This window comes from Runella aurantiaca (assembly GCF_003339505.1).
Taxonomy (GTDB): Bacteria; Bacteroidota; Bacteroidia; order Cytophagales; family Spirosomataceae; genus Runella; species Runella aurantiaca.
This window is the reverse complement of sequence record NZ_QPIW01000005.1, coordinates 141,363-157,513: the sequence shown is the minus strand read 5'-3', so window position 1 is coordinate 157,513 and position 16,151 is coordinate 141,363. Positions and strand designations below refer to the sequence as shown.

Genomic DNA, 16,151 nt, shown 5'->3' with positions numbered 1-16,151 from the left:
TCTCAACATATTCTAGGTAATTGTTCTCCTACCAACATATTTACGACACGCCTCCCGCCGATTTGGCTTTGCAAAATCACTTGTTTTGGATGTTCGGTGGTTACTTCGCCGATGACGGCGGCGTGCTGGCCGTGTTCTAGCTTCTGTAATTTTTTGACGAAATCATCAGCAATTTCGGCCGAGACGAAAGCGATGAATACTCCTTCATTGGCTACGTAGAGGGGGTCCAAGCCCAACAATTCACAAGCGCCGTATACTTCTTCCAATACAGGAATGGATTTTTGGGAAATGTTAATTCCCAGCCTAGTATCGCGCACAATTTCGTTCAAAACCGAGGCTACCCCGCCCCGAGTTGGGTCTTTTAGTAAGTGGATTTCAGCGCCATATTCATCCAAAAGAGCTTTGATGGTATGGTTTAAATGTGCCGTGTCGCTCACTATTTCGGTTTCGAATTCCAATCCTTCCCGCACCGACATGATGGCTATCCCATGCGTGGCAATGTGTCCACTAACAATGATTTTATCACCCGTTTGTACGCGTTTGGTGGAGATTTGGGCTTTTTCGTGTACTTGTCCAATGCCCGAAGTATTAATAAAAATTCTGTCGCCCTTGCCCCGTTCCACCACCTTCGTATCGCCAGTGACAATCTGTACGCCAGCATGTTCTGCGGTAAATTTGATAGAAACCAGTATCTCCCAAAATTCTTTCATCGTAAGCCCTTCTTCCAAAATGAAGCTGAGCGATAAATACTTTGGGACGGCTCCGCACATGGCAAGGTCGTTGACTGTACCATTGACGGCCAGTTCTCCAATATTGCCGCCTGGAAAAAATACGGGAGAAATTACAAAGCTGTCGGTTGAAAAGGCCAGACGGCCCGACAGTTCAAATATGGCTCCGTCGTGATGCTCATCAAGCAGTGGGTTTTTTAGTAATTCAAATACCCCTGTTTCGAGCAGTTTATTCGTTAAAATTCCGCCGCTTCCGTGCCCGAGCGTAATGATGTCAAAATCGAGCTGAGGCATGGGGCAGGAAAGGAGCATATTCATGGTTGTCAGTTACTTAAAAGATAAATTTTTGAGAAAATACATTTGCATTAAGCGGATATTTCTTCCCCCGCAAAATGATAATAGGCTGCACAGGCCCCTTCTGTAGAAACCATTGGCGCACCCAAAGGGGTCATGGGGGTGCATCCTTTGCCGAATTGGCTGCATTCGTAGGGTTTTTTGATACCTTTCAGAACCAAGCCTGCAATGCAATCAGCACATTCGGGTGCTTTTGGAATATTTACAGCAAACTTTTTGTTGGCATCAAATTCCGATAACTCCGCTTTTACTTCCCAACCGCTCATCGGAATTGTGCCAATGCCTCGCCATTCGCGGTCGGTCACTTCAAATACCTGATCAATGACCTTCCGAGCTTCGGGGTTTCCTTCGGGTTTGACTACTCTGCTGTATTGGTTTTCGAGATTAGCTTCGCCTCTTTCGAGTTGTTTGACGGTCATCAAAATTCCCTGTAATAAATCAACTGGCTCAAAACCAGTTACCACCATCGGGATATTGTATTTTTGAACAATGGGTTCATATTGACCTAACCCCATGATAGTACAGACGTGCCCCGCAGCCAAAAATGCTTGGATTTCAGCCTCTTCGTCATTGATTACGGCTTCCATGGCGGGTGGCACCAGCACGTGTGAGGCCAAAATGGAATAGTTTTTTAGGCCAAGACGTTTGGCATGAACGACCGAGAGTGCGTTGGCGGGGGCGGTGGTTTCAAATCCTACCGCAAAAAATACTACTTGTCGGTCGGGGTTTTCCTGCGCAATTTTAACCGCTTCCAATGGCGAATACAAAATGCGAACGTCGGCCCCGTTGGCTTTGGATTCGAGCAGACTGCGTTTGGAGCCTGGAACCCGAATCATGTCCCCGTAAGAACATAAAATCACCCCCTTTTCTTCGGCGAGGTAGACCGCTTTATCGATGAGATTCAAGGGTGTTACGCACACGGGGCAGCCAGGGCCATGTACCATTCGGATTTCTTTGGGCAAAATATGGAGAATGCCGTTTTTTACCAAGCTATGCGTTTGCCCACCACAAACCTCCATAATGGTCCACGGTTTTGTGACAATTTTATGAAGTTCGTTGACATATTGTTCAACAACTTCTGGGGCGCGGAATTCAGTTAGGAATTTCATAAATTAGAATTGGGCATGTCAAGTTGACTGGAGGCAACTAAGTCGTCGAGCTCACCGATTTCTGCCAAGTATTGAAACGTCTTCTGCGCTTCTTCTTCATCCACAATACTGATGGCAACCCCAACGTGAACCAACACGTAGTCGCCTTCTTTGGCTTGAGGAACCATTTCAAGACTAGCTTCTTTGGTAATTCCACCAAAAATGATTTTTGCCATTCTGACTAGTCCATCGTATTGGTATTCAATGGATTTGATTTTTCCTGGTATTGCTAAACACATGTGAATAGTGGCGCGCCACGGTTAAAGGATTATATATAATTTTCGAAAACGACCTCTCGGTGTTCAACTCGTTTTCTGTTTTCGACAAGCATTAATTGCCCGAAAGCGATACATTCATCGTTGGGAGGGAGTTCTTGATGAAAAAACAGTTCGTGCGTTTTGCCCATATTTTCTATCATCAGGTCGACCAAAACGGCATTCTGAAAAACGCCGCCGCTAAAGGCTATTTTTTTTGTGTTCAGTTCGTTGGCCATTATTTCCACTGCTTTTATGAGAGAAAAATGAAACTTGGCAGCAATCCAATCCTTGGGTTTATCTTTTAAAATATCCTGAACGACTCCTTTGATGAGTTCGTGGGTAGGAATGGTTTTTGGGAATGGTCGGTTTTGAAAATAATGTTCTGCAAAAGAATAGCCATGGCTATTGAAATAATAACCCGCCAATTCTTCTAAGCGTAACGCTGCTTCGCCTTCGTAGTGGTTTTTATCAAGGAGGCCCAAGAGAGAGGCAACACCGTCAAAAATACGTCCGACAGAGCTTGTTTTGAGGGTGTTTTTTTGCAATAAACGGGTGTACAAATCCCATTCTTTTTCGTTGAATTTTTGGCTGACTAATCCCCAATACTCAGGAAATTCTTTTAGAAGGGAAAAAGCCGACAAACGTGGCTCGCGGGGCATTTTATCCCCTAAAAAGGCGTCAAAGTATTCAAAATGGTTTACACGAGCCATGCTTTTAGATAGGAAAGAAAGCCCTTCTGTTTGATATAGAGGGGGATTGAATAGGAGGTATTCGCCTCCCCAAATTTGCCCGTCAGTTCCATATCCCGTTCCATCCCAAATGACTCCCAAAACGGTTTCTGTGGTTTCTAATAGTTCATTCTCGGCCAATACCGCCGCAAAATGGGCCGCATGATGTTGCGTTTTTATGACTGGAATTGATTCGGATTTCCCCAATTCTTGGGCCAGTTGCGTAGAGAAATAACCTTTGTGTGCATCGGTCAAAAGCTGCGTAGGTTTAGCCTGAAATAATTGCAAAAAATGATTGAGTGTATGTTTGAAATTCTCTTGCGTTTCAAAATCCTCCAAATCTCCGAGGTATTGGCTGAGGTACAGGTTATCGATGGTTTTTAGACCAAAAGTGCTTTTGAGTGAAGCCCCGAATGCCAGCGTTGTCTCGTTTTTTGAGGTAGGAGTGATTTCAGTGTTTTTATGAGATAAAGGGCCGTTTGGCGCTAGCCCCCGACTACGGCGAATGACTATTTTTTGACCGTATTTTTCCGAAAAACGAATCACTGAATCATCTTGTGGAACAACAATTTCGTGGTTGTCAGTCAAAATAAAATCAGCTACCTGACCAAGTTCTGACTGGGCTTGGTCGTCTTTAAAAATAATGGGACTACCGCTAAAATTTCCGCTTGTTGCCACCAAAGGTTTCCCAAAATCTTTGGCAATCAATTCAAGCAACGGCGAATAAGGGAGCATTACGCCCAAATGATTCAAATTAGGATTTACCGCTTCTCCAAATTTCCAAAAGGTGGAAAAACGCTCTGATTTCTTGCTCCGTACCAACACAATAGGGGCCACTACACTTTGCAACGCTTCGGCTTCCTGCGTAGAAATGTACGCATCCTCTCGTAAACGCTCAAGCGTTGGGTACAGCACCGCCAAAGGCTTGCTTGGACGGTGTTTGCGTTTGCGGAGTGTCAAAACGGTGGCTTCATTGGTGGCATCGCAAAGCAATAAATAACCGCCGATTCCTTTGACTGCTATGATTTTTCCCTGTTTTAATTCCCACGAAATCCTAGCTAGAATCCATTGACTGTCATTTAATTGACCCATTGTATGAACCACTTTGCCGTCTGATTTGAAGAGCCGTAATTGAACTCCGCATTCAGGACAGGAATTGGTTTGGGAATAAAATCGACGGTCAGCAGGATGATTGTATTCTCTCTCACACGCAGGGCACATTTTAAATGCTTGCATGGTGGTTGTGGGGCGGTCGTAAGGTAAAATTCGCTGAATGGAGTACCGCGGGCCGCATTGCGTACAGGTGATAAACGGATACCGATACCGACGATTGATGGTGTTATGTAATTCCTGCCGACAGTTAGCGCAGAGGGAAAAGTCGGGTGTAAGCATCAGCCTACTTCCCGAATGAGCAGTAGGGCTTTCGACAATGTTGAAACTTTCAAAGTATTGATAAGCAATCTTTTCTATGGAATATTTTGTGATTTTTGCCAAAGTTGGCGGCGAATCAATAAGCCTTTTCAGAAACTTCAGTGCGTTCTCTTCGTTGGTAGTTAACAAAACGCAAACGCCGTCGGTATCATTGCTGACCTGTCCTTTAAGCTGTTGTTGTATGGCTATTTGATACACAAAAGGTCGGAAACCAATGCCCTGCACTAAGCCGCTAAACCTTAGGCTGAATGTATTTTGTGAATGGGCAAATGAACCGTTTTCCATACCTTCTTTCTGGTTAACTCTCAGCCAGAATCCCTTTTTTGGTTTTTACTTTTTCGATAAGCCAATCGCACCACTGGTCCATGCCGTCGCCTTTGAGGCTCGAAAGGCTCATGACTTCAATGTCGGGATTAACTTCGCGGGCGTCTTTCGTGACGGCTTCTACCGAAAACGGGACGTAAGGCAACAAGTCTGATTTGGAAACGACCAACAACTCGCTCGTCAAAAACATACGTGGGTATTTTTTGGGTTTATCATCCCCTTCGGTCGATGCTAACACCGTAACGCGGAAATCTTCCCCCAAATCAAACGCAGCAGGACACACCAGATTCCCAACGTTTTCGATAAAAAGTAAATCAACCCCCGTCAAATCAATGTGGTCGAGGGCTTGATAAATCATCTGGGCTTCGATGTGGCACATGCCACCCGTCACGATTTGTAAGGCATTGATGCCCACATCGCGCATTCTAATGGCGTCACGCTCGGTTTCGGGGTCGCCAACCAAAACGGCCATATTGAGCTTATCGTGAAGGCGTTTTCCTGTTTCCTGCATTAAGGTCGTTTTTCCGCTGCCAGGTGAGGAGCAAACGTTGATGACCAAAATGTCGGGCAGTCGCTCGCGAATGGCTTTGGCTACAAAGTCGTTTACTTTCAGGAGGTTAAGTGTAGTGTTTTCGCACTGTACGGAGCCTACAGGTGCTTGGTTTGATTTAGGTTTATGCATGTTGTTCTTCAAATTCTACTTTGCTGATTAATAATTCTTCCCCCTGTATTACGTTTCGGCTGGGTTTGCCGCAATCGGCGCACACAAATCGGTATTGATGTACTTCAGATGTTTTATCGCAAGCATGACAATGAATCAGTATGGGTAATACTTCCACATGTAGGGTGGTTTTTTGGTATTTTGGCTCATTTTCTAGCACTGCTTCAAAGGCATTTTGCATCAAAATCGGTTGAACGTTAGACAATAGACCCGCTTTTAAATAAATTCCCCTGACTCGATTTATGTCCTGTGGAAACTCATCTTCGAGGGTTCTGAATATATTTCGTACCAAAGAAATCTCGTGCATTATATTAGGGTTCTGTGTTCAAAGATAAAGCCTTATCCAAGAAAGAACAAGGTAAAAAACGGCAATTAGAAAATATTTTCTAATTGCCGTTTTTTGATAGGAAAGTGCTTGGGTGATAAGTGTAAAGTGTTGATATGTAGACTATTGGTGTATTGTGGTTTTAAGTTTTTGAATTTTGGATAAGTGTCGTTGTGCGTCGGAAAGCAGGGATGCGTCGGAAGTTAAGGTTAGTAATTCTGCGGCTTTGATTTGCATTTCATTAAATAGCGTCTGTTCCTGCACTTCAGTACTGTGTTGAACGTACCAGCAAGCTTCCAGAAAATTCAGAATAGAGAGGGCACGCTCGTGGGGATATTCATCAGCGTTGCGTATTTCGAGGGCTTCTCTATAAAATTCAAGCGCTTTGGCGTAGTTGTCACTTTGGGCTGCGGCGGGAAATTTAGTCAGTACGTTGGCATAACTATTGCAGATGCGAGCGTATTCGTAGGGGTTGGTTTCGCGGGTAAAATAGCCTAGAGCTTCCTTGAATGAGCTCACTGAAACGGCCGCCCAAATCCCTTTTTTCTTGGCTTCATCGGGTATTTCTGAATAAATGACACCTAGGTGATGATGAATTTCTGCAAAAATATCAGGTGCGTTGTCCCTTGTAAAAATTCGAAGAGCCGCCTGATACGCATCCATCGCTGGTTTGAGAAACTGTGGACTGCCATTTTGGGCCCATGTGTAGAGCAGCATTCCTTTTCGGTAATTGGCATTGGCGAGCAGTTCGGGAATTTCTTCTTGGCGCAGTAAGTCAATGGCTCGATTAATGTACCCCAACGACTCCGCGAAGCTGTCGGTAATGTTGGCAATGTGGGAAGCATCAATCAACAGGAGTGCCGACTGCACATGATTTTGGCGTTTTTCGTAGTAGTTTAATACGTCCCAAAGTGCCGTTTTGATTTTTTGAAGCAGCTTTTCGTCGTACGGAACGGCTAGTTGTTTCAGCCAAACCGCGTATTGCACATTCATAAGCTCATATTTGGCGTCGTCAGAAATGGCAAAGTTTATGCATTGCTCCAGTAATTGTTCCGCAAAAAAAAGCTCTTCGGCATCTAGCAATAAAGATGCAAGATGCTTACCCGTAAATGCCCGCCATTCGTCGTCGGGGGCCAATTCAAAGGCTTTGTGGTAATATTGTTTGATGGTTTCGTAATGGACAAAATGGGTTAAATCCCCATAATGTGCGGTAATTGCCGCATTATGCCAATGCCGATAGGTCTCAAAATCAGTGATTCCCTCAGAAGGTAAATCACTCAAAAGGCTGACTTGAACACCATGTTGGAGGCAGTTGAGGGTGTCAATGTCAATCAATAACACAGGGTTCAGTTCTGCGTGTTTGTATGCCTGTTCGTAATTCCCTAATTTGGTATATATGAGAGTTAGTAAATGAGCGGGTGTAAGCAAAAGCGGATAAGGTAATATAAAGGGTGGTGCTTCGTTGGCCCAGTCGATGGGAAGATATATTTCTTCGTCTTTGACAACCATAAACTGCTCCGCCAAATCAGTCCCGATTTGAGGTAATTCTTTCACAAAAACTATTTCATTCAACCTGAATTCTTGGTCAATAATAGTTTGAATGTAGGAAATATGACTAGTTGGGGCAAATATTGAAAGCATTTGGGTTTGATTTGAGGGTTCCACGGGCATCTCTTTGAATACCTCTCTGAAAAATTTTGGCGCATAATTCCGCCTTTGCCTTTGTATCATAGGACTCTAGACGGCGACACAACAGTTGTAGCGGATTGTTCATAAAAACATAAACCATTTGGACGTACCATCGTCCCCGTTGTACATCAATTCGATATTTGACTTCGGCATGATGAAGCCAGCGGTCGTCAATCAAGACCTTGAAGTCCTTAAAGTTACCGCGTTGGTTGTTGGTATATGTGTATTTAAAATGGGGAAGATACATTTATAGTTGCACGGCTATGATTCCAGTATTTTTAACGTCAAAAGATAGCTCCCGGTCGTGGTCATCAAGGTCATTATCAATCAGAATTTCTCGAACAAAAAGTGATTTGTCTCCCGCCAGATTTTTATCTTTCAGGGTTTGCCAATGGGTTTTGTGTAATTTCTCAAAATAGCTTTTGGATTTGCCCGCAATCAACAACGAATTTCGTTCGGGATAATACACCAAATTGACCTGCAATTCTCCCTCTAACACCGACTGAATGAGGTCGACGGGTATAATAATATGTCCGTTTTTTAGCAAAAGTATCATCGTAGATTAGTCGCGAGAGTAGCAGGGAAATGTTTTTTTTGCAACACCTTAATTATTAGCTAATAAAATTTCCGCTTCTTCTAAGTCTTTTTTTATGTACGCAATAACCTGATCGCCCGCTGTTTTTACAGGGCTGCTGAGCTCTACTTCGAATCGAAGGTCATCTACTGCAATCAAATATACCTGAATATCAGTGGGGTAGGTTTCTCGCAGGATTTTCTTAGCGTATGAGAGCGCTTGGTCCCATTTCATACTGTGCAAAAACACCATTGGGTCATCCTGAATATGCGCGTCTATTTCGCTGGCGGGCAGTTTATACAAAGAGCCTACAGGTTGGCCAGTGTTGATAACGGCATCAACGATGATGATGCGCTCGTGGCCCTGTAGACTGAACAGCACTTCAAAAGCCGACGTGCCCATGTCAAACAGACTGATGGATTCATTTTCGCCTATGTAACTTTTGAGTTGTTCAATCACGTAGCACCCGACGCCATCGTCGCTGCGACACGGGTTACCAAACCCCATAATGGCCGTTTTTTTCATAGAATGTAAAGTGAAAAAATACGACAGAAAGAAAAAGTACTTGTATTCTTATCTTTTCAGTTTCTGCCGTATTCTATTTTATAACTTAAATTTCGCCAATTCTTTACCGCTTTTAGCATCGTGGGCGTGAACGGTACAAACGAGACAGGAGTCAAACGAGCGTGCTACCAAACCTACTTCGACAGGATCGTGTGGGTCTTCAATTTCGGTTCCTTCGAGTGCCGCTTCAATTGGGCCGGGATTGCCTTTGTCGTCATTAGGCCCTACGTTCCAGGTGGTCGGGGCCATCACTTGGTAGTTTTTAATGACGCCATCTTCGATTTCGATCCAGTGGGCCAATGCACCACGGGCAGCTTCGGTAGCTCCCCAACCTTTACCATCTTTTTCAACAGGCTTGATATAAAAATCGCCATTCAAGTCTACCTGACGGAGCCATTCATCAATCATCATGTATAATCGAGGAGCTTCATGCAGGCGAGCCAACGTGCGGGTAAAAACGCTCGGCCCCATTTGTTTCATAATATCCATAAACAATGGATCACGGAACTGATGCTCTTTATTGGATGGGTTTGCATTCATGATTACACGGGAGAGCGGGCCAGCTTCAGCCGCAAAATCCATGTAACGTGGTGCTTTTGACCAGCTGTATTTATCGTTAAAATTGGTTTGCTCCAAGTTCTGGGAAGGCATTGGGGTTGGTAGGGGTTCGTTCCAAGGGTGGGCTGCTGGTACATCGGCATACCAAGCATGTTTGACGTGCTCCTGAATTTGGAGGTGATCCAAATCGTAGTATTTTTTACCATCCCAAAAACCACCTGGACTGATGACCGCGTTGTTACGGGTTTCGATTTTGGGTTTGTTCCACAGGTCTTTGTGAATGTAGGTGCCGAAGGCAATGAATTTGCCTACTCCCTGACCAAATTTATGAAGGCCGAATTCAATCCCCGCTCGGATAAAAAGCCCAAGGTCTGAATTGCGCTGTGATTCGTTTTCTTCGACCCAGGCCAACATGTCATCCCACGACTTGATTTGCATATAGCGCTCAATCGAACAACCCAAAAAGATGCTTTCGAGCCAATCTTTGCGAAATTGATTCATAATGGCGTGCGCACGGGTGATGTCTTTAAGGGTTGGAGCGCACATGACACCGCCGGGGACCATGTAGCTGGAGTGGGGCCATTGCCCGCCGAAAAGGGCGTATACCTGTACAGGCAAAGCACTGGCCGTAATTCCTTTCTGAAACGATGTGCCGACGTAGGCCGCCCAACGCTTCACAACTTCTGCATACAAAGGCTTATTGGCGAATTTTTTGTTGGCCATATCGGTTGCGAAAATCGCGTAAAACCAACGAGGAATACTTTGGATTGTTTCAGTCGCCTGACCTAATGCCCTCAGTAAAAGAGCATTGGGGGTGAGTGTGGTTTCCCATGCCGTATCCAGAGCCGAGGAGGCGCAGTAAAGGTGAGAACCCCCACAGATGCCACAAATGCGCGGTGTAACAATCAGACCTGATTGGGGGTCTTTGCCCGCCATGATTTGTTCGAAACCGCGAAACATGGCCGCTTGGGTATGGGCGCGGGTCACCACGCCGTCTTCCATGTATACTTTTACATCTAAGTCGCCTTCTACGCGACCCACTGGAGATATATTGAGTTCTTTAGTGATTGCCATTGTTTTATCTAAATTGATTGAAGGGGAGAAGATGGTTTCATTTCGAACCTTGGTTGTGCGATTTTTCTACGCCAAGACTTACTTCCATAGCGTGCATGGTTTTCTCAAATCCTGCGCGCATATAGTAACCTAGTTTTGAGTTTCCTGCTGGCACATCTTGCGGTAAAAAACCCAAGTATTTCAGTGTTTTGAACACACTTCCTTTGGCTAAATCGTGGTGAGGGAAGCCGGGTTCAGTGCAGCCCAAACAGGGGTGATTTGCGCGGGTTTTGCTGGATTGTCGGTTCCAAAGAATGCGATTACAGCTTGCCCGGGTCATCGGTCCGCGGCAACCTACTTCGTAGAATAGGCATCCGTTGCCCCGTTTTCCAAAACCACCGTCTACTTTATTCGCAAAATTGACTACGTTGGTACAGCCTGTTTGAACAAAATCCGTAAAGAAGGTTTTGGGGCGATGGTACTCGTCCAACAATACATCGCCGATACGACCCGTGGCGATAGCTACCAAAATTTGCGTAATCCAGTCGGGATGAGCTGGACAGCCAGGAATATTGATGACAGGCAGTCCGCCTTTAGATGTATAATTGGCTCCTAAAAAGCCTCCTTTGTCTTTTTTTAAGAACTGCATCCCCGTTGATTCACTTGGGTTGGGAGCCACTGCTGGAATACCTCCCCAGGTTGCGCAGTCGCCTATGGCTACAACAAAACCGACTACCTCAGATAGCTCTTTGACCCAATCTTTCATTGGTCGGTCGCAGAAGTAGTTCATCGTACCGGTTTTATTGGGGCCTTCGATGATACTGCCTTCATACACCAAAATGTCACACTGTACTTTCCCCGCTTTGATTTCATTGAGTAAGTCCACAACTTGGTGGCCGATTTCCAGGCCAATGGAGGGGTGCCAGAGAATATTGACTCCAAAATCGGTGACTAAATCTACCACCGTGGGTTCTTCGGCATTGAGAAAAGACATGGTGTTGCCACTGCATGCTCCTCCCTGCAGCCATAGTACGTTTGCCATAGGATTAGGAAGCTAAAGGGTTTTTATTTAGGAAAATAGTATTTAACGGAGAGCAAATATAATAATGTATATCATTTTAGAAAATATTTTCTAAATATTATTAGAAAATATTTTCTAATTTAGAACAAGTACAAACTTCTCCGTTGGAACTGGTGCGCAGCAAATTAGTCATTGACGCAAATTTTGCCAATGACATTACTCAGCAATAAGGCTTAATTTTGGGAAAGGACGGGGAGGGAGAACTCAAAGGTATCGAGTCCTTTTTGGGTAAGGTAAGGCTTAAGATGGTTCCAAACTGCCGAGCGAAACCGGGTCTCGGTGACCGGCTTGTTGCGCATTGTTTGTTGGGGAATCCAGAACACAATCGTCATCCAGATAGATTCGGAAATTAAGTTGTAAGTACCCTGCACGGTTTCCGAAACCAATTCGCCGCGGTTTATGTGAAAGTCAATTCGGGTGCGGATCTGAAGAATCATTTTATTCATGAACAATTGCCATTCTGCCTTTATTTCAGGCAGGGCATGTTCCATCGAAAACAAGTCGGTAATGTAGAATTGGTAGGTTTTAAAGAACTCGAAATAGAGAAGAATTTGTCGGTCAAAATCAGCGAACGAGGGGCTTTGCAGGTACTGACTCAAAATATGACCAAAATCTTCAAAAAGTATATCATAGACAGACGAAACAATGGCTTCTTTATTGCGATAATGGTACGCAAGATTGCCGACACTTATACCGATTTCGTCCGCAATTTGTTGTAAGCGGACATTTGCAACGCCGTGTTCATTAAAAAGCTTAATCGACGCCCATAAAATCTTCTCTTTCGTATTTTGCATCTTTTGCCTAATGATTCGTGCTCCAATTGATTAAGGTCCTTTAGTTTTTACACACAAATATACTACTAATCCTAATTTCCTGTGTTCCTCTCTGGTCTTTGGCCGCTAAACGGCGCATCAGTGAAGAAAATAAAGTGGCTTTACGAGGACAAGAGTATGACGTTATTTGTCGACGGATAAAACGCATCGGATTGACGGTGTAGGCAAAAACCAAATTTACCTGCCATTCTCCTTTGTGGCGGGTAAGTTCTTCCACTACTGCCGTATCAGCCAACCATAGGTCATTGTGAAAAAAATCAAAGTCCTTCAGTAAGCCGCGTTTATCGGTTTGGTGCAGTTCATTCAGCCGCCCTAAAAGATGATGATACATATTTTCATCCATCTGAAAACGTTGTGCCATTGTTGGGATGTTAGATTTTTCAAATATACTTAATCCTTCGAAGTATTGTATAACCAAAATGGGAGGATTGGGATATTTATTGGATGATTTTCTCTTTACTTATTGCCCCAATGTTGGTCTTTTATAGCCAATTATAGTTTTTTAAATCATTCATTTGCCGATATTCGGAGTGGCCGATTTCGGTAAAGTAAGGAATCAGCAAGGACCAAGCGGCCGCGGCATAGGTTGTTTCAGTTAGGGTTTCCAAACCACGAATGCGATTTTGATAGAGCCATAATTCTATGGTCATCCAGTAATGAACCGCTAAATTCGAATAGGTGTCTGGTGTCGATGCAGGTATAAATGCACCTCGTGCGACGTTAAATTCAAGCATTGTTTGAATTTGGGATACAAACCACTCTGTGTATCGGCGATAATTGTATTTGATAATTGGAAATGAGCGTAATACTTCAAAAGTATCGGAATAAAAAAAGGCGTATTTTTTCTGGAGTTGAAAGGTGTTTAAGATGTGGGCATTGATATTGACAAACAAAGGCACAATCTTAAGTTCGGCTAAAAGCAGTTTTTGGTCATTTTCTAGTTGTACATAAATTGCTTCTAAAATGGCATCTTTGTTTTTGTAATGGTATGCAATATTTCCTACACTTAGCTCGACTTCATCGGCGATGTGCTGAAGTCTGATGTTGACAAAACCAAATCTATTAAAAAGTTCGATTGATTTCTCCAGAATGCGGGTCTTGGTATCGACCATGATAGATATAAAATAAAGCAGGAAGACAAAGATTGCCTTCCTGCTACAAAAAAAGAATATTGATGGGGTTATTATTTTCCAAAAAGGCCGCCCAACAAGCCGCCCAATCCACCGCCTGCGTTGTTGTTGCCAGCGCCGCCGCCGCCCAATAAACCGCCGCCGATGCGCATCACATCATTCATGTCCAATTTGCCATCGGCCAAAGCATACCCGATTTGATTAAAATCAAATCCTCCCTGCTGTTGCGCCTGCTGCGTTTGTTGTCCGCCTAGCAGTGAACCCATAATGCCGCCAAAATCCATGCTGTCGTCGTTGGGATTGCTGGTTTTGGAAATCATTGAAGTAAGTACCCCTGGTAAAACCTGAGCAATAACCTTGGCCGCCGCGTTGTTTGAGAGTCCAAATTTTTCCATTAGACTTCCAATGGCATTTTGGGCAATTCCCGAAACAATCGGATTGTTCATTAAATTATTGCCTGTGCCGCTGTTGCCTGAGAGAAGGCCCATCAAACCACTGATGTTGCCCGATTGTGCTTGGCTTTGTAAACCGCCCGTTACCGCACCCAATATCGCTTGCATGGCATCTGTATTGTGTTCGTTAGGGATTGCAGGGTTTTTAACAATGGCATCTTGTGATTGATCTTGGATAAGACCCATTAATTGCTCTAGCATTGTCTTGAAAAGTTTTTAAGTTTGACTCAAATTTAGAGATAATTTTAAAATGGAAAACAATCAACAGGATAATCTTCACAACCCCGTTTCAATTGAATCCGGCATTAAGACGGAATTCACTTCTGAAGTCACCAATTTGGTGAAAAATTTATTCTATCCCAGTGAGTCTGATGAGCCTATTGAATGGTTTAAATTTAACGCAAATGTAAAAAATGAATTGACTGTCAGTGACTTGGAGTTTTTTTTAGGCTACCCTCCCTCCGTGAAAGCCGAAGAGATTCCGACAGACAATTTTTGGGAACCCCTCCTTGCGGTAGAGGAATGGTACGGCGACGAGGAGCGTGCTCAGGTGGAAAATTTTAAATCTGTAAAGCAATTACTGGAAACAAACCTGAATCATCTGAAAGCATTTCGCGTTGGCCAAATCGAAATTGATTTGTATTTGGTGGGGCAACTCAATGAAAAAGAATGGGGAGGACTAAAAACCTTGCTCGTTGAAACCTAAATTTTTTGAAATGACTAAACTATTTCAGGATGCTACCTTGACCGAAATTGAGGAGGCAATGCAGCGGGCGTACACCGCGTTTTTGATATATCGCCGCACAACGGCCAAACAAAAAGCGAGCTTTATCCGCGCCGTTGCCGACGAAATTGAAGCCTTGGGCGAAACGCTGATTGAACTTGCCGTGCGCGAAACCCACCTCCCAGCCGGGCGACTGACGGGTGAACGCGGGCGCACCTGCTTCCAACTTCGCAACATTGCCGACGTGGTGGCCGAAGGTTCATGGGTTGAAGCTACGATTGACACGGCGCTTCCTGAGCGTTTGCCATTGCCCAAGCCTGATATTCGGAATATGCTGGTTCCTATTGGGCCCGTGGTGGTATTTGGGGCAAGCAACTTTCCGTTTGCCTATTCTACGGCGGGTGTTGATCCCGCCGCCGCATGGGGAGCTGGGTGCCCGGTGGTGGTAAAAGCCCACCCCGCTCATCCCGAAACCTCGGAAATGGTGGCGGGAGCTGTCAAAAAAGCCATTGTCAAAACAGGAATGCCTGACGGGCTTTTTGAGCACATTTATGGTGCCAATTTTGAAATTGGGAAAGCGTTGGTTTTGCATCCCAAAACGGCGGCGGTGGGCTTTACTGGTTCTTTTGCGGGTGGTAAAGCCTTGTTTGACTTGGCCGCGCAACGACCCGTGCCCATTCCCGTTTTTGCTGAGATGGGGAGTACCAATCCCGTCTTTTTATTGCCCGATGTCCTTGAAAAAGAAGCCGAAAAGTACGCCAAAATGTACGCCAGCTCCATCACGGGGGGGATGGGGCAATTTTGCACCAAGCCGGGGCTTCTCATTGGAATAGAAAGTCAGGGGTTAGATACATTTATCAGCGTATTGGCGGCAGAGATTCGTTCCATTCTGCCCGCACCGATGCTGCATTCGGGTATTGCCAAAGCATTCAGAACAAAGAGAGCGGACGTGTTGGGGCAGAAGACGGTTGTTGTGGAGGCCGAAACTTCGCAGAAATACGGTGAACAGGAAGGAATTCCAAGCATTGCGTCCGTGACGGCGGCGCAGTTTGTGGCCAATCCTACACTTCATCAGGAGGTGTTTGGGCCTTTTTCGCTTGTCATCAAATGCAAAGACGCCGCTGAAATGCAGGAAGTAATTGGTCATTTGGAAGGGCAGTTGACGTGTACAGTTATCGGTACCGAAAAGGATTTAGCGCAGGCCGCTGATTTATTGTTTTCCGTCAGTCTCATCTGCGGGCGACTTATTCTAAACGGTGTTCCTACAGGGGTGGAAGTGGGGGCGGCCATGCAGCACGGAGGGCCTTTTCCAGCGAGTACCGATGGACGTTTTGGCTCCGTTGGCCCGCACGCCATGAAGCGATTTGTACGGCCGTTGGCCTTCCAAAACTTCCCGATGCCATTATTGCCCGATGAACTCAAAGACGGAAACCCCTTGGGGATTTGGCGCATGGTCAACGGCAATTGGGAGAAATAA

At 44.9% G+C, this 16,151-nt stretch carries 18 protein-coding genes; 2 read left to right on the top strand and 16 right to left on the bottom strand.

Annotated features, from left to right (window positions below; all coding sequences use genetic code 11):
- Window positions 1-2 precede the first annotated feature (2 nt).
- The 16 genes from hypE to DVG78_RS08835 form a co-directional block, all read right to left on the bottom strand.
- Window positions 3-1,046, bottom strand: coding sequence for a hydrogenase expression/formation protein HypE (gene hypE / locus DVG78_RS08905; RefSeq protein WP_229598170.1), 1,044 nt, complete (start codon window positions 1,044-1,046; stop codon window positions 3-5).
- A 47-nt stretch (window positions 1,047-1,093) separates the two neighbouring features.
- Complete coding sequence (hypD, locus tag DVG78_RS08900) at window positions 1,094-2,191, bottom strand: hydrogenase formation protein HypD (protein ID WP_114460746.1); 1,098 nt, start codon at window positions 2,189-2,191, stop codon at window positions 1,094-1,096.
- A complete protein-coding gene (locus DVG78_RS08895) occupies window positions 2,188-2,469 on the bottom strand; it encodes a HypC/HybG/HupF family hydrogenase formation chaperone (RefSeq protein WP_114460745.1) in 282 nt (93 codons plus the stop codon). Before DVG78_RS08895 ends, hypD begins: the two co-directional genes overlap by 4 nt.
- Before the next feature lie 29 nt (window positions 2,470-2,498).
- A complete protein-coding gene (gene hypF / locus DVG78_RS08890) occupies window positions 2,499-4,931 on the bottom strand; it encodes a carbamoyltransferase HypF (RefSeq protein ID WP_114460744.1) in 2,433 nt (810 codons plus the stop codon).
- 13 nt (window positions 4,932-4,944) lie between these two features.
- Window positions 4,945-5,652, bottom strand: coding sequence for a hydrogenase nickel incorporation protein HypB (gene hypB / locus DVG78_RS08885; RefSeq protein ID WP_114460743.1), 708 nt, complete (start codon window positions 5,650-5,652; stop codon window positions 4,945-4,947).
- Window positions 5,645-5,998, bottom strand: a complete 354-nt coding sequence (locus DVG78_RS08880; protein WP_114460742.1) for a hydrogenase maturation nickel metallochaperone HypA/HybF — start codon at window positions 5,996-5,998, stop codon at window positions 5,645-5,647. The genes hypB and DVG78_RS08880 overlap by 8 nt, the downstream gene beginning before the upstream one ends.
- 141 nt (window positions 5,999-6,139) lie before the next feature.
- The gene (locus DVG78_RS08875) at window positions 6,140-7,657 is read right to left on the bottom strand and encodes a tetratricopeptide repeat protein (protein ID WP_114460831.1); all 1,518 of its coding nucleotides are present in this window, start codon (window positions 7,655-7,657) and stop codon (window positions 6,140-6,142) included.
- Entirely contained in the window at window positions 7,632-7,952 is a 321-nt protein-coding gene (locus tag DVG78_RS29890) for a hypothetical protein (protein ID WP_147277030.1), read from the bottom strand. Before DVG78_RS29890 ends, DVG78_RS08875 begins: the two co-directional genes overlap by 26 nt.
- The gene (locus DVG78_RS08870; protein WP_114460741.1) at window positions 7,953-8,261 is read right to left on the bottom strand and encodes a hypothetical protein; all 309 of its coding nucleotides are present in this window, start codon (window positions 8,259-8,261) and stop codon (window positions 7,953-7,955) included. It lies immediately after the preceding gene.
- 48 nt (window positions 8,262-8,309) lie between these two features.
- A complete protein-coding gene (locus tag DVG78_RS08865; protein WP_114460740.1) occupies window positions 8,310-8,804 on the bottom strand; it encodes a hydrogenase maturation protease in 495 nt (164 codons plus the stop codon).
- A gap of 78 nt (window positions 8,805-8,882) precedes the next feature.
- Window positions 8,883-10,475 (bottom strand): nickel-dependent hydrogenase large subunit, encoded by a 1,593-nt coding sequence (locus DVG78_RS08860; protein WP_114460739.1) that lies wholly within the window; start codon window positions 10,473-10,475, stop codon window positions 8,883-8,885.
- 37 nt (window positions 10,476-10,512) lie between these two features.
- Window positions 10,513-11,496, bottom strand: coding sequence for an NADH-quinone oxidoreductase subunit B family protein (locus DVG78_RS08855; RefSeq protein ID WP_114460738.1), 984 nt, complete (start codon window positions 11,494-11,496; stop codon window positions 10,513-10,515).
- Between the two features lie 212 nt (window positions 11,497-11,708).
- Window positions 11,709-12,329 (bottom strand): TetR/AcrR family transcriptional regulator, encoded by a 621-nt coding sequence (locus DVG78_RS08850; protein ID WP_114460737.1) that lies wholly within the window; start codon window positions 12,327-12,329, stop codon window positions 11,709-11,711.
- Window positions 12,330-12,369: 40 nt separating this feature from the next.
- Window positions 12,370-12,729 (bottom strand): hypothetical protein, encoded by a 360-nt coding sequence (locus DVG78_RS08845; RefSeq protein WP_114460736.1) that lies wholly within the window; start codon window positions 12,727-12,729, stop codon window positions 12,370-12,372.
- Window positions 12,730-12,850: 121 nt separating this feature from the next.
- Window positions 12,851-13,480 (bottom strand): TetR/AcrR family transcriptional regulator, encoded by a 630-nt coding sequence (locus tag DVG78_RS08840; RefSeq protein WP_114460735.1) that lies wholly within the window; start codon window positions 13,478-13,480, stop codon window positions 12,851-12,853.
- 71 nt (window positions 13,481-13,551) lie between these two features.
- Window positions 13,552-14,151 (bottom strand): hypothetical protein, encoded by a 600-nt coding sequence (locus tag DVG78_RS08835; RefSeq protein WP_114460734.1) that lies wholly within the window; start codon window positions 14,149-14,151, stop codon window positions 13,552-13,554.
- Window positions 14,152-14,200: 49 nt separating this feature from the next.
- Here DVG78_RS08835 and DVG78_RS08830 point away from each other — a divergent pair, with 49 nt between their 5' ends.
- The gene (locus tag DVG78_RS08830; RefSeq protein ID WP_114460733.1) at window positions 14,201-14,656 is read left to right on the top strand and encodes a nuclease A inhibitor family protein; all 456 of its coding nucleotides are present in this window, start codon (window positions 14,201-14,203) and stop codon (window positions 14,654-14,656) included.
- A 10-nt stretch (window positions 14,657-14,666) separates the two neighbouring features.
- A complete protein-coding gene (locus tag DVG78_RS08825) occupies window positions 14,667-16,151 on the top strand; it encodes an aldehyde dehydrogenase (NADP(+)) (protein WP_114460732.1) in 1,485 nt (494 codons plus the stop codon).